The organism is Acidobacteriota bacterium, assembly GCA_016703965.1.
Taxonomy (GTDB): Bacteria; Acidobacteriota; Blastocatellia; order Pyrinomonadales; family Pyrinomonadaceae; genus OLB17.
This window is the reverse complement of record JADJBB010000025.1, coordinates 580,580-594,843: the sequence shown is the minus strand read 5'-3', so window position 1 is coordinate 594,843 and position 14,264 is coordinate 580,580. Positions and strand designations below refer to the sequence as shown.

Sequence of the window (14,264 nt, the reverse complement as noted above, 5' to 3'; positions counted from 1 at the left end):
AAGAGACACACGCAGGCTAGCAGCCTGCGGTCCGAAACAAATTATGGCTAACGCAGGAACATCAATGGAATACGATATCAAAGACATAAACCTGGCACCGCAGGGCAAACAGCGCATCGAATGGGCTGACCGCGAAATGCCGGTTCTCCGCCTTATTCGTGAGCGTTTTGAGGCAGAAAAGCCTTTGAAAGGCGTCAAGCTTATCGCTTGTGCCCACATCACGACCGAGACCGCTAACCTGGCCCGCACATTGCAGGCTGGTGGAGCTGAATCGCTTCTGATCGCTTCGAACCCGCTCTCGACGCAAGACGACGTCGCGGCTTCGCTCGTCGCTGACTGGGGAATCCCGGTGATGGCACACAAGGGTGAGTCGACCGAAACGTACGTCCGCCACGTCAAAGCAGCTCTTGATACAAATCCGAACCTCATCATCGACGACGGGTCTGACGTTGTCGCAACGATGATCAAGGAAAAGCCTGAGTTGATCCCAAATCTGATCGGAACGACGGAAGAAACGACGACCGGTATCGTTCGCTTGAACGCGATGGTCAAAGCCGGTGTGCTCACCTTCCCTTCGATCGCTGTAAACGACGCTCAGACGAAGCATTTCTTCGATAACCGCTACGGTACAGGCCAGTCGACACTTGACGGCATCATCCGTGCGACCAACATCCTGCTTGCAGGTAAGGTCATGGTCGTTGTCGGCTACGGCTGGTGCGGTAAGGGCGTTGCGATGCGTGCCCGCGGGCTCGGTTCGAACGTCGTCGTCTGCGAGATCGATCCTATCAAGGCGATCGAAGCGGTCATGGACGGCTTCCGCGTGCTTCCTATGAAGGAAGCTGCGAAGATCGGCGATTTCTTTGTCACCGTCACCGGCAACCGCCACGTGATTGACAAGGAGCACTTCGAAGTAATGAAGGACGGAGCGATCGTCTGCAACAGCGGACACTTCGACCTGGAACTCAACCTCGATGCCCTTCGCGAAATGTCGGCTGAAGCAGTTAAACGTCGTCCGTTCGTCGAAGAATACATCGGCAAAAACGGTGGAAAGAGCGTGATCGTGCTCGGCGAAGGCCGCTTGATCAACCTCGCTGCTGCTGAAGGCCATCCGGCTTCGGTCATGGATATGTCGTTCGCCAATCAGGCTCTCTCTGCCGAATATCTGGTCAAAAATCATGGCAAACTCGCCGCCGGCGTCCACGTCCTGCCGAAGGAAGTCGACCAGGAGATCGCTTCCCTCAAACTCCACGCCATGGGCGTCCAAATGGACATCCTCACGCCGGAGATGCTCGAATACATGACTAGCTGGGAAACCGGAACCTAAGAACGTGCGCGGGTTTCGTGCCCGCTCGCTATTTCTGAAAACACAAAGGCCTCGTCAATGTCGACGAGGTCTTTTTTGTTTCAGGGTGACAAGATCTTGTCGCTTTTCAACCCTGGTTTGGTAGAGCGAAATCTTGAGATAGGTAGAGTAGTCTCCCGAGATTGGTAGAGGTATTTTCGAGTTTGGTCGAACGTTCATTTTCGGTGAAAAAGTCTCTTATTTGCAATTGCGTTTCACGTATAATACATTATGTCCATTATCAGACTCATTTGCCTTTAAATTGAGGGGTCCCTCCCTTCCCGATCCACAACGTTGATATTGCCATTACCATTCATTCCAGTTTTAGAGTTAGAATCATCTTTCGATCGAAAAATTAACCGTCCCTCGTTTAGAAATAGGAGCATCCGTTTATGAAAAAGGGTTTTGTCCGCATATTGGTGTTGGCGGCTGCCGCAATCGTCTTCGTGGTCCAGCCAGGTTTTGGCCAGCAGCCGCAGGTAATGTCAACGCCGGAGATGAGAGATCGGCGAAATGCCATCGAGGCTGAGCTGAATTCCCTCGCTGTTGTTGACCGCAAGGTGATGGTGCCGATGCGTGACGGCAAGCGGATGCAGGCCGATGTTTACAGGCCAAAAGACGCTTCGAAAAAGTATCCGATCATCTTTTCACGAACCCCGTACAACTTCAACTGGTGGGACGTCCGGCTCGGGGCTCCGCGGGATATGACGACGATCCTCGACGCCGTGAAACGCGGCTACGCCTACGTCATCATGAACGAACGCGGGCATTTTTTCTCCGAGGGAAATTACGACATCCTCGGGCCGCCGACAACCGACGGCGATGACGCTATAACGTGGATGTCATCGCAAGACTGGTCGAATAAAAAGGTGGGAACGATCGGCTGCTCGTCGACTGCCGAATGGCAAATGGCGGTCGCGGCTCGCGGCAACCCATCGTTCACGACGATGATCGCACAGGGTTTCGGTGCCGGCGTTGGACGCGTTGGGCCGTATTACGAGCAGGGCAACTGGTATCGCGGCGGTGCGGTGCAGATGCTTTTCATTGCCTGGCTTTACGGCGAGCAGAATCAGGTTCGGCCCACTTTCCCTGCAAATACTTCGCAGGAAGAGCTGATCAGAGCCTCGAAATCCTTCGATCTGGCCCAGCAGTCGCCGCAGGTCGATTGGTCAAAGGCTCTCAGGCATTTGCCGGAAATGGATATCATGAAGGCAGTCGACGGGCCGCGAGGCATCTTCGCCGATGCGATGCCGAATTCGACCGGCGGAGCGATGATAAAACGTACTCCGAATGATCCGGCGTGGTACAAGGGCGGCCTGTTTCACGACAACATGAAGATCAACATTCCCGGATTCTGGTTCATGTCCTGGTATGACGTCTCGGTCGGGCCGAATCTTGCGACCTATAATCACGTTCGCAAAACGGCCGATAAGGATATCGCTGACAAACAATACGCTGTGATCGCCCCGACGCTGCATTGCAGCTACACGCGTGCGACCGAAAACACGATCGTCGGCCAGCGAAGCATGGGTGATGCCCGGCTCGATTACAGCAAAATGACGTACGACTGGTTCGATCATTTCCTCAAAGGCGAGCAGAACGACGTGCTCAAACGCCCGAAAGTTCAGTACTTCACGATGGGCAGCAACAAATGGCAGTCGTCCGAATCCTGGCCGCCTGTCGGTGCGGAACCGATGAAGTTCTATCTCGCAAGCGGCGGGAAAGCCAACACCGGAGCCGGCGACGGAAAACTTACGACCGAGCCGCCCGCGGCCGACATGCCGGACACTTTCACCTACGATCCGATGGATCCGGTTCCCTCATTCGGCGGTAACGTCTGTTGTACCGGAAATGCGGTGCAGGGCGGTGCCTGGGATCAAACGAAGATGGAGGAGAGAAATGACATTCTCGTTTACTCGACCGACGTTTTGAAGGAAGGTTTTGAGCTGAGCGGGCCGATCGAGGTTTCGCTTTTTGTCTCGTCGGATGCGAAGGACACGGACTTCACTGTAAAACTCATCGACGTCGACGAAACCGGCAAAGCATGGAACCTCGACGAGACCATCCAACGCATGCGATACCGCGACGGTTACGACAAACCGCTCGCGTGGATGGAAAAAGACAAGGTTTACAAGGTCAAATTCCAGCCGATGACGACCAGCAACTACTTCGCGGCCGGGCATCGTCTGCGGATAGAGATATCGTCGAGCAACTTCCCAAGATTCGACCGCAATATGAATACCGGCGGGAATAACTACGACGAGGTCAAAGGCGTGGTCGCGAAAAACTCCGTTCACCACTCGAAACAGTATCCGGCTGAGGTAGTGATCTCTGTGGTGAAAAAGAAATAACCTTTGTGTAGAAATGCTATAACCGGCCAGGCTTTACCGCCTGGCCATTTTTTTTGCCGAATGTGTTCTAGATGACATTCAGAACTCCATTGATCAGCTAGGATTAAGCGATTCTTGTTCTTATTTGAACATCATAGGAGAAATTTTTATGTCATTAATACTCTGTCCTGAATGCGGTCACGAAGTCTCGACCACCGCCGCCGCCTGTCCAAACTGTGCCAGGCCTCTGCACGCCCCGCCGGTCGTAGAGCGAAAGGTCATCGTTGCGCAGCCGCTCGATCGCGAAGGCGGGTTTCCTACCTGGGCATTGATACCGATCGGATTGCTCGGTATTGTTCTTATATTTGTTGCCTACATCGCCTTTCGCGGCGGTGACGATACAGCAAATACAAATGTGAACGTCAACGTCGCCAGCAAACGTCCGGCAACTGACACACGCACAACGTCGACTTCGACGGTGCCGTCAACAAGTGTTCCCGCAAGCGCGCCTGTTCCGCCGCCTTCGCAGACAACGACGGTTCCCGGCTCTTCAACGGCTCCGCCGGTTGCTCCAGCAGCCGACAAAGGAACTGTCGTACTCAACGCGAAGGCGACATCGGCAAGCGGCTCGACACAGGCGGTCAAGGGGACAAGATTTTACCTGTTGGAAGAAGACGTCGAAACAGTATTGAGAGCAGCCCGCGTCGAACCAATAGAGGGAAACACTCTGGCGGGAAGCCTCGGGCTCGCTGCGGTTTTTCCTGATCGCTACGGTGATTTTCAGCGCGCAGCGATGCGAGCGATCGCGGCAAAGGCAAAATACTCGGGTACGACCAACGGCAGCGGCGGAGCGAACCTGGCCGGCGTGGATCCTAAAGGGTACTACCTCTTCGGCATCGCCAAGATCGGCCGCGGTTTTGCACTTTGGAATTCACCGGTCTCGGTCATCGCAGGTGACAACATGCTAAATCTGAGCCCGCAGAGCGTGACTGAGGTTTCGGATCCGAACGGTTAACGCTGCATGCTAGTTCGCAGGCGGGTGTCAGAAATGGCACCCGCTTTTTTGTTTGTTACATCTCTTTTACTCGCAGTGTTTTATCGGATATTGTAAGATGCTTTAAGTTAACTTCTTCTTTATGGCGAGGCCTCTGATCTTATCGCTGGACGGGCAGGATTTTCCGGTAACGATCGTTAAGATCGACCGGGAGAAGTTGTATGGCCGCGTCGAGATAGAGGCTTATGATGAGAAAGGGCTCGAGGCAAGCCTGCGGGTTTTAGCGGCGGACGGAAAGACACTGATCGACAAAGGCGGCACTGCTCTCGCGACCGTGAACGACAAGGGCGATTCGGTCGATCGAAACGAGCTGATTCCGATCACACCCGACGGCGAACCGATAGCACAGGTTCCCTCGTCGTTCGGGCAAAAGAACGTGTTGTCGCCGGCGACCGTGGAAGACTATTTTACGCAGATAGTTAAGAGCGTTTACCTCGTCGGCACATTTGAGACGAATGATATCTCGGCACTGCACGACTATCTGTCAGATGGACGGATGTACTGGTTCCCTTTCAGCTGGCGTGGCGGCATCGAATATGACAATGCCTATCTGATCGGCTCCGGCGGCGATATTTTTATGGTGGTTGGAAAACAGGCCGATTTTCAGTACATTAAGCTAAATCAGGCCGCGGTCCTCGATTCCGGCGAGGAAGAAGAGATCTCGGCCGATGATCTGGACTTTGATCTGATGTAATCAGCAGTTTTCAGTGGTCTGTGGTCAGTTGTCAGCGGAAGACCGAATCTCTTTCTGAACACTGACCACCGACAACTGACCACTGACGCGTTATGCCAATAAACATCTCAAATTCGAACAATCGTGACGCCGTCGTGGCGGCAGAAGCCTTAAACCCGACACGCGTGATGCGTTATACGGATAAAAAGGGGCGGCCGATATCTACACGCAAGTTGTTGAAGACTGACACCACCCATGATCTGCCGGAGCTTCTAAAAAAAGACAAGAAACTCGAAAAGGTTTCCGACAGCTTGGTTAAAGGCGATCCTGAGATCGACATCGAGCGTTTCGGGATGTTTTTGACTGATATGTCCCGCGTTTACGTCACGAAAAAGGGCATCATTCACCTCGTCGAAGAGATCGAGGTAACCTACAACGCCGACGGGAGTGAGCGAAAACGGCAGCCACGCAAAAAAGAGCTGCAAAACATGAACGGCGAATTCCCGATGCGTTGGACCGGAAAATTTATTAAGAAAGAAGAAGCGGCACATAAATTCGTCTTCACGAACAAAAAACAGCTCGTGCATATCAACGGCTTGACGTTCGATTTTCTGTTTGAAATGGCAAAAGACCTCGCGGAACGCGACGCTCTGCTGCTCGTCCGCGGCGGCGAAAAAGGCAACGAGCCGCTCGTGATGAACCGCGGCGGCAAGCCGTACAATGCCTTTCTCGAAGGCCGTGTGAAGGACGATTCGTATTGCCTGATTCTGCACCTGTCGAATATGGAACTGAAACGGCCAAAAACCTTGGAGGTGGAAGAAGTAACCACTAAATAACACGAAAATACACTAAAAATTGCTCGCTGTTATTCCTGTATTATCTCTTTCGCCTTCTTTTAGTGATCTTTTCGTGTATTTTCGTGGTTCCTCTTAAAAAATGCTTGATCTTGGTTTCGACAAAGCTAAATTCACCTGCAAGTTCGGCTACTGCACGGGCAAGGCTCCCGATCTTGCCGACCCGTCGCTGCACGTAAAAGCTCAGGAATACAAACGCCGGGTTAGCGGCAATATGAAGGCGATCTCGGCCGACGACGCGTTCAAATTACCGAGGGCGAAAGGCTATTTCGTCAGCCGCAAATACGACGGCGAGAACGCGATGCTGCTCTTCGACGGCGAGAAGATGATCTCCGTCAACCCAGGCGGAACGGCAAGGATCGGGCTTCCGGCGTTTGAGGAAGCAGCAGAATTACTGAAAAAAGCGAAGGTCAGCTCGTGCGTTCTCGGTGCCGAGATCTATGTAAAAGAAGATGCGACCAAGGCTCATCCCGTGCAGCAGGTCGTTCGCATCCTGCGTTCGCCGCCGTCGAAAGAGGATCTGGAGCGGCTCGGTATTGCCGTTTTTGACATTGTCGAACTTGAGGAAAAGCCGGTCGATAGTGCGGCAAAGGTCTTTGACACGCTGAAGAAATGGTTTAGTAAGGGCGAAAAGGTCCACGCGGTCGAGTTTGAGAAGGCTGACAGTATCGATACGATCATGGAACGCTTCACCGACTGGGTTGTCGGCGAAGGTGCCGAGGGCGTCGTCGTACGGCACGATCAGGCCGGTTGGTTTAAAATCAAGCTGCGTCACAGCCTCGATGTGGCCGTTATCGGCTATTCCGAGGGCACCGATCATCGCAAAGGCATGCTTCACGATCTGCTGGTCGCGGTGATGCGTAGCGATGGTTCATTTCACGAATTCACCCGCGTTGGCGGCGGTTTCACCGATGAAGACCGCAAATCGATCGTGACCGATCTGAAAAAGAAGATCGTGCCGTCCGATTACGTGGCCGTCAACAACGATTACGTCGCCTACGAAATGGTGAAGCCCGGCATGGTGATCGAGATCTCGTGTCTCGACATGATCGCCGAACGTGCCCGCGGCGGTCCGGTTAAGCGGATGGTACTGGATTGGGACGGGAAAAAGTATTCCGCGACCACGCGAATGCCTCTCGTTAGTGTCATCTCGCCGCAATTCATCCGCATTCGCGATGACAAAGAGGCAGTCGTAGATGATGTGAGCATTCGCCAGGTCACTGACCTCGCGGCGGTTCCTGAGGCTGACAAATCCGTTCACGAGGACGATGACCCGCCGAGTGAACTCCTCGAACGCCTCGTTTACACCAAGGTAATGAAAGGCAACACGATGGTCCGTAAGCTTTTGCTCTGGAAAACAAACAAGAAAGACCGCAACGACTATCCGGGCTTCGTCGTCTACCTCACCGATTTTTCCCCAAATCGCCAAACGCCACTAGAACGCGAGATCAAGATCACCAACAGCGAACGCGCGGCGAAGCAGATGTTTGACGACTGGGGAAAGAAGATATTTATTACAGGTTGGGATAAGGTGGGATAGGTTTAGAGTTCCAGCTTTAGCTGGTCTCTGAGTTGGGGAATGAACAAGCTAAAGCTTGAACTCTGAACGGTTATGGCCGCACCATTTTACGAATTTGCCGACAACAAACGCCTCATGTGGATCGCGCAGGAGTGGGTTCGCTATGCGGACGATCTGGCGGAATGGGCGATGGAGCGGCTGGTGAACCGCCGTGATGTTTGGAGCCAGTACACGCTCAAAGACGGCAAGATCAGCGTCGTGATGCTGCCCGTTGCTGAGCGGCGAAAACTTGGGACCGACATGGTCACGCTGAACAAGCTTAACCGCCATTTTTCTGCCAAATCGCCGGCACATCTCATCGGGCTGCATTCGATCAGCGATCATTCTACCTGCAAATGGTTCGCGATCGATGTCGATCTGCACGATCCGAGCATGCCGAATGCGGACGAGGTCGCTGAGGCTAATTTTGAAGCGGCTCTCGATTGGGCCGAGCGTTTGCGCGAAATGGGAATGGATCCGATGCTGTTCGATTCGAACGGCTCGGGCGGTTATCATGTGTGGGTTTTGCTGGACAAAGAATATCCGCTTGCTGAAGTTTACGATTTTGCCGATAACCTCCGATCGGACTGGAAAGAACTTGGCCTCGAGCGAAAGCCCGAGCAGTTCCCTCCAAAGCGTGTCGTCGGCCCGGACGATCTGCCTTACACACTCCGGACGCCCGGCAGACACCACACGCGGCATCATTACACACGCGTCTACAATTTCGACGCCATCGCCGGCGAGAATGAATGGCTTGAGGGCGGTGAGGCTATTGAAGTAGTACTTTCAACGAAGCCGTCTAAATTACCAAAACTAAAGAAGAAGAAAACCAAAGAAACGCTGGTAGCTGCGCCCCAGCCTAAGGTCGCGACGGTCAAACAAAAGCCACGCGTTTGCGTCGATCTGGACGGCGTTCTAGCTCAATATGACAAGTGGAAGGGTGTCGATCATTTTGGCGATCCCGTACCCGGAGCTTTGGAATTTTCCAAAAAACTGGCAAAGATCGCCGATATCACCGTCTTTACCTCCCGCTGTGCTCAGGACGTACTCGAAGGCTCGCGAATCACGCCCGCCCAACTCAGAATCAAGGTGATCGACTGGCTGGAAAAACATGGATTTCCCTACACCGACGTCTATACCGGCCAGGGAAAACCGCGAGCGGCCGCCTTTATCGACGACCGCGCGGTCCATTGTGATCCGCAAAATGACCCGAATTCATTTGAAAACAGTCTGGCTGCCGTAAAAGGCCTTGTTAAAAAGCCCCACGGCATTCCCAAATCCGTCGGCGGATACACTGGCCGTTACAGCTCCTGAACTATTATTTTCCCGGCTGATACTGCCGTTCGATCTTCCCTTTTAGCTGCGCCGGATAGAAGTAAACTTCCCGCAGGTTTCCCGTGCTGTATCTTTCGGCCTGATCGTTGAAGTGCTTCGACTTAGGATCGCCGCTTTCGCCGCCGGCTGTAACGGCTTTTGCTCGAACTGTTTTGCCGAATTCAACAACCGCGACAAAACTATTCCCACTCGTTCCATACCATTTTTTCGAACCGCGAAACGGCCTGGCCCCGAACGACGCCAGCGAACCGAGATTTCCTGATGCAAATCCGACCGGAATGCTCGGTGCCGCATCGTTGAACGGATGAACGATGTCGTCGGTCAATCGCTGAAAGCGATTGATCTCGCCCCACGCCGTTTTCCAGGAGCCGAAATCGGCCTTGAGTCTGTCAGAGGCGGCGGCTAGCGACCTCAACAGTTGATCTGGTGCCGCCTTTGTAGCTATATATTCTTCTAATCCCATTCCGGATTGCCTCGCGGACATACCTACGCTTCGAACCAGGTCGTCCGCCCAAAAAACCCCGAGCGATGTGGGAACGGAATTCACCGACCAACGAAGATCCCAATTTTTCAATAAAGCGATCTGTTCTGCCAACGCTGCCTTTGTTGGATCTGACGATGGCAGAGCGTCCCAGGCCTTTGTAAGAGCCGGGAGCGTCGTCTCAAACCACGGCATATAGCTATCGTAGGCAGCGGCGTTCAGACTCTCAAGAGTAAAATCCTTCTTGTCCTTCAAAACCCGGATCGCGTGACGGCCGCGGGCGGACTCGACACCGTTGTCAACATATTTCGGAAAATCCGCCTGTTTTAGACTGCTCGGCCCGGCAGCAGACCACGGCCAATTGTTGCTATTGTAAACCCAACCGCTGGCTGGATTTTTAATGTTCGGGAGTTCGTTAAACGAGAGCAAGCCTTTCCAATCGGTCGCGGGATCGCTGCCGTCAACGGGTTTTGTCCAGTCGAATTTCGGATCACGTCTTGGAACAAAGTTCGGGTGAAAATAGGCATTGTTACCGTCGGCATCGGCGTAAAGCGTTGCGTTAGAGGAGTTTGCCTGAAGCTCCATCACTTTTTTGAATTCGTTGTAGTTTTTTGCTTTCGTTCTGCCGTAGGACTGCATTAACGCTTTTACGGGCTCGTTCATCAAGCCGACCGAGACAAGTTTTGCACCTTCCGAGCGAACGATCGGGCCGTGATGTGTGAAGAGTGCCGTAAATTTCCGCTCAGTCATTGCCCCACCGGCCGCTTTGAATTTAATAGCTATCTCCCTTCCGGTAACCTTTCGTTCGCGGCCGCCCTGAATATAGGCGAAAGTCCCGTCCTCTTTCTTTACCACCGTTTCCAACCACTCGTCGATGGCGTCAACCTCGCTCGACGTGTGCATCCAGCCGAGGCGTTCATTAAATCCCTGATAAATAAAGAACTGGCCCCAGGTTGACGCACCATAAGCGTTCAAGCCTTCGTCACTCGTCATCTGAAGTTCCGAGCGGAAAAAGAAAGAAGTATGCGGATTGATCAGCAGTAGAGCTTTTTTGTTTTTGGTGATCGAAGGCGAGATAGCGATTCCGTTCGAACCGGAAGGCTCTTTCAGCGGATCTTCCGGCTCTTTGACTGCGACAAAGCCCTTTTGGTCATAAAACTGCCGCAGCTGGCCCAGATCTATCGACTCGATGTCCCCGCCGATACTTCCCTCACTAAATGTCAGCGGCATCCACGGTTCAAATTTCGCAATGACCCGCGGTTTTACATTTGGATGGGTCGCCAGGTAAAAATTCAGCCCATCTGCCCAGGCGTTCATAAGCTTTCTAAGCCATTCAGGGCTTTCGAAATACAGCCGTTTCATTTCCTGCTCATCGATGAATAGTTTCTGTCGCAGGTCGCTCCAGATCGCCCTTTCGCCTTCAGCCTCGGCGAGGCGGCCGATCGAGTTCAGGTAGTTTGTTTCAATGCGGTTAAAATCGTCCTCTGCCTGGGCGTAGATGGCTCCAAAGACCGCGTCGGCGTCAGTTTTGCCTTTAACATGAGCGATGCCCCAATCATCGCGGGTGATGGTGATGTTCTTCGCCTGGGCTTCCCAACGCTGCCGTTCAGAAGGTGCTTGTGACGCGGCTGAGACCGTAAGCAAAACGAGCAATACGAGTACATGGACGTATTTTTTCATATGGGTATCTAAACTGGTTCTGGATGCTAATTTTGTAACATTGTACCGCGATTCTCGCTTTCCAACATCCTTGCAAAGATAACAAAGACTCAGGTTCGTGAAACTTAAAATTCTCGAACGCGTATTCCATTCTTCGAGAAAGGCTCTGACCAAAATGCATTTCTAGTCAGAATCGATTTTTTTGTCACGAATTTTATATTGGTGGTGTTTCTTTTCCGAGAAACAAATTTCTATCCAATTTTATAAACGTCGAGCCGTAATCATCCGGAGCACGAAAAACATGAGCAGTAATCAATACCCCTTCATTCGAAATATCTCAATCTTCGCCTTTCTACTTTTTGCTACGATCCAAAATCTAATGGCTCAGGCTCAGGCCCCGGTTCCGGCTGAGGTCGCAGTTGATGTAAAAGAGGTTACGCCGATAAAGGACCGCGTAATTGCCGCGGATTCCCCGCCGTCGCCATATGTCCGAAAGGATTCGGCCGTTCGCATTCCGCGTGTCGAGGCGGTTCCTGTAATAGACGGAGTTTTGGACGACGCGATATGGAAAAATGCGGCCCTGTTCGGCGACTTTGTCCAGACACAGCCCGGCGACAACGTCGCTCCGAAGCATCCGATGGAATACATGATGGCCTATGATGCGAAGAATCTCTATATCGCGTTCAAGGTCAAGCAGGAACGCAGTACGGTCAGGGCGACTGTTTCGCGCCGGGATAACATCTTTAACGATGATTATGTCGGCGTTTTCCTGGATACCTTTAACGATCAGCGTCAGGCGTACATCTTCTTTTTTAACCCGCTCGGTATACAGGGCGACGGCACAATGACCGAGGGCCGCGGTGAAAATTACAGCGTTGACCTGGTCTATGAATCAAAAGGCGTCCTGACCGAGGACGGATTTACCGTAGAAGGCGCGATACCCTTCAAATCTCTGCGTTACGAAGCCGGCAAAGGCAAGAATTGGGGCATTCACATTTTTCGGCGTGTGAAATATAACAACAGCGAACTCGATTCCTGGATGCCGTTCAACCGAAGCGTCAACGGAATGCTGAACCAAACCGGTAAGATCACCGGCCTCGAAGAGATCTCGACAACCCGGCAGCTCGAGCTGAACCCGAGTTTCACGGTCAGCGAGACGGGACGCCGGTCTAGATTCACGTTCAACAACGATCCGGCCGGAAGATATGTGAACGAAGGCGTGAAAGGCGATTTTGGCATGACGGCAAAATTCAGCCTGTCGCCGACGGTGACGCTCGATTTTGCCTACAATCCTGATTTTGCCCAGGTCGAGGCCGACGCACCGGTAAGCACGGCGAACGTTCGCTTCCCTATCTTTTTTGCCGAAAAACGCCCTTTCTTTTTAGAACGCATCGATATTTTTCAGAGCAGTCTCAACCTTGTGAATACTCGCGCGATCGTCGATCCCGATATAGCCGCAAAGCTCACCGGCCGCCGAGGAAAGAACACGTTCGGAATACTGGTTGCATCCGACAACGCCCCGGGCAATTACTCGGTCGATGAACGGGAAAGTTTGCTGAGCTGCCAACAGCGCCGTGCAGCGAATCCGACCGCTGGAATCATCTGCAATACCGAGAGATTCATGGACAAAAATGCTGACATTGGTGTTTTTCGATTCAAACGCGATGTCGGCCGCGAGAACAACATCGGCTTTTTCGCGACAACCTACAATTTCATCGAGCGGCATAACCATACAGCGGGCTTTGACGGCCGGTTCAAGCTCGATCAAAAGACGGTCGCGACGTTTCAAGTCGTTGGTACATATTCGAAAAGATTTTTTTACGATCCGGACCTCAACCGCAATCTTTACCGGATAGGTAATGGATTTGGCTATCTCGGAAGTATCGACAGGTCGGGCCGTAATCTGTCCATGAATCTGCAGGCGTTCGGGCGTTCGTCGGATTACCGCGCTGACGTCGGATTTACCAACCGAACCGATACAAACTATCTCGGAACTCGCGTCCAATACCAAACAGACCGCGACGCAAAAAAACAGATAATTTTCAAACGCGTCTTTACGCAGACCAACATTAACTACGACTGGAAAGCCCGCCTGCAGAACATGCAGTCCAACAACCAATTCATGGTCGGGCTTCAGCGGCAGATCTTTATCGGCGGCGGGCTCGAATTCGGTTATGAAAGAGTTTTTGAGCATGAGTTCGGCCCGAATCGGACCGCAACGCGCCCCGGAGCGTTCTTTGGGCCCAGTTCCGAGCGATCTGCCAACCGGTTTGAGAAATACGCGTTTATTGAGGCAAACCCGATAAAACAGATCTTTGCCTCATTCGTAATAAGCCAAAGCGGCGGCAATCTCGACTACGATTTCGGTGCGGGCCCGAAATATCCCCGTGTGAGCGCTCCGTATGTGGCGTGGTATCAACGCTGCGGGCAATTTGCCGTCTGTACCGAGGCCGAACCGGGATACGATCCGGGAGCGGGTAACCAACTTTATATTGAGTCGTCGGTGCGGTATCAGCCAACGAGTGCTTTGCAGATGCAGATCAACTACACGCGTACGCGTTTGATCCGCGACGATACGAAGCTAACCGCGTTCGATGATAATATTTTCAGCCTGCGGACTACCTATCAATTTACTCGCAATATGTTTGCCCGAATGAGGCTCGATTATTCAAATATCTCAAGCCGGATCCGTCCGCAGTTCGTCCTGGGCTGGACGCCGAGCCCCGGAACAGCGATCTATGCCGGATATAATGACGACCTTAACTACAGAGGCTACAACCCGTACACCGGCCAGCAAGAGCCCGGTCTCACCGGCAATGGCAGGAGCTTTTTTATCAAAATGTCGTATCTGTTCCGCAAGAGCTTTTAGTGAGACCTGCTGCCAATTAATGATACTCGCGGCCGCTCGAACTGGGCGGCCGTTTTGTTTCTTCGCGGCCCAACGATTATTCTTTTTAGAAGTAGTTGGTTAGAAAAGG

General features: G+C 52.7%; 9 protein-coding genes. 8 read left to right on the top strand and 1 reads right to left on the bottom strand.

Features of this window, described 5'->3' with window-relative positions:
- Window positions 1–43 precede the first annotated feature (43 nt).
- The 7 genes from IPG22_20175 to IPG22_20145 all read left to right on the top strand — a co-directional run bounded on the left by IPG22_20175 (window position 44) and on the right by IPG22_20145 (window position 9,125).
- Window positions 44–1,324: an adenosylhomocysteinase gene (locus tag IPG22_20175; protein MBK6590603.1), complete on the top strand. Its 1,281-nt coding sequence runs from the start codon at window positions 44–46 to the stop codon at window positions 1,322–1,324.
- 500 nt (window positions 1,325–1,824) lie between these two features.
- Window positions 1,825–3,693 (top strand): CocE/NonD family hydrolase, encoded by a 1,869-nt coding sequence (locus tag IPG22_20170; protein ID MBK6590602.1) that lies wholly within the window; start codon window positions 1,825–1,827, stop codon window positions 3,691–3,693.
- 148 nt (window positions 3,694–3,841) lie between these two features.
- Complete coding sequence (locus IPG22_20165; protein ID MBK6590601.1) at window positions 3,842–4,687, top strand: zinc ribbon domain-containing protein; 846 nt, start codon at window positions 3,842–3,844, stop codon at window positions 4,685–4,687.
- Between the two features lie 121 nt (window positions 4,688–4,808).
- The gene (locus IPG22_20160) at window positions 4,809–5,420 is read left to right on the top strand and encodes a hypothetical protein (GenBank protein ID MBK6590600.1); all 612 of its coding nucleotides are present in this window, start codon (window positions 4,809–4,811) and stop codon (window positions 5,418–5,420) included.
- A gap of 92 nt (window positions 5,421–5,512) precedes the next feature.
- On the top strand, window positions 5,513–6,235 hold the full coding sequence (locus tag IPG22_20155; protein MBK6590599.1) for a hypothetical protein: 723 nt from the start codon (window positions 5,513–5,515) through the stop codon (window positions 6,233–6,235).
- A 100-nt stretch (window positions 6,236–6,335) separates the two neighbouring features.
- A complete protein-coding gene (locus tag IPG22_20150; protein MBK6590598.1) occupies window positions 6,336–7,793 on the top strand; it encodes an ATP-dependent DNA ligase in 1,458 nt (485 codons plus the stop codon).
- A gap of 72 nt (window positions 7,794–7,865) precedes the next feature.
- Window positions 7,866–9,125 (top strand): hypothetical protein, encoded by a 1,260-nt coding sequence (locus tag IPG22_20145; protein MBK6590597.1) that lies wholly within the window; start codon window positions 7,866–7,868, stop codon window positions 9,123–9,125.
- 4 nt (window positions 9,126–9,129) lie between these two features.
- Here IPG22_20145 and IPG22_20140 read toward each other — a convergent pair whose 3' ends face one another.
- Entirely contained in the window at window positions 9,130–11,307 is a 2,178-nt protein-coding gene (locus IPG22_20140; protein ID MBK6590596.1) for a penicillin acylase family protein, read from the bottom strand.
- Window positions 11,308–11,587: 280 nt separating this feature from the next.
- Here IPG22_20140 and IPG22_20135 point away from each other — a divergent pair, with 280 nt between their 5' ends.
- On the top strand, window positions 11,588–14,155 hold the full coding sequence (locus IPG22_20135) for a carbohydrate binding family 9 domain-containing protein (GenBank protein MBK6590595.1): 2,568 nt from the start codon (window positions 11,588–11,590) through the stop codon (window positions 14,153–14,155).
- Window positions 14,156–14,264 lie beyond the last annotated feature (109 nt).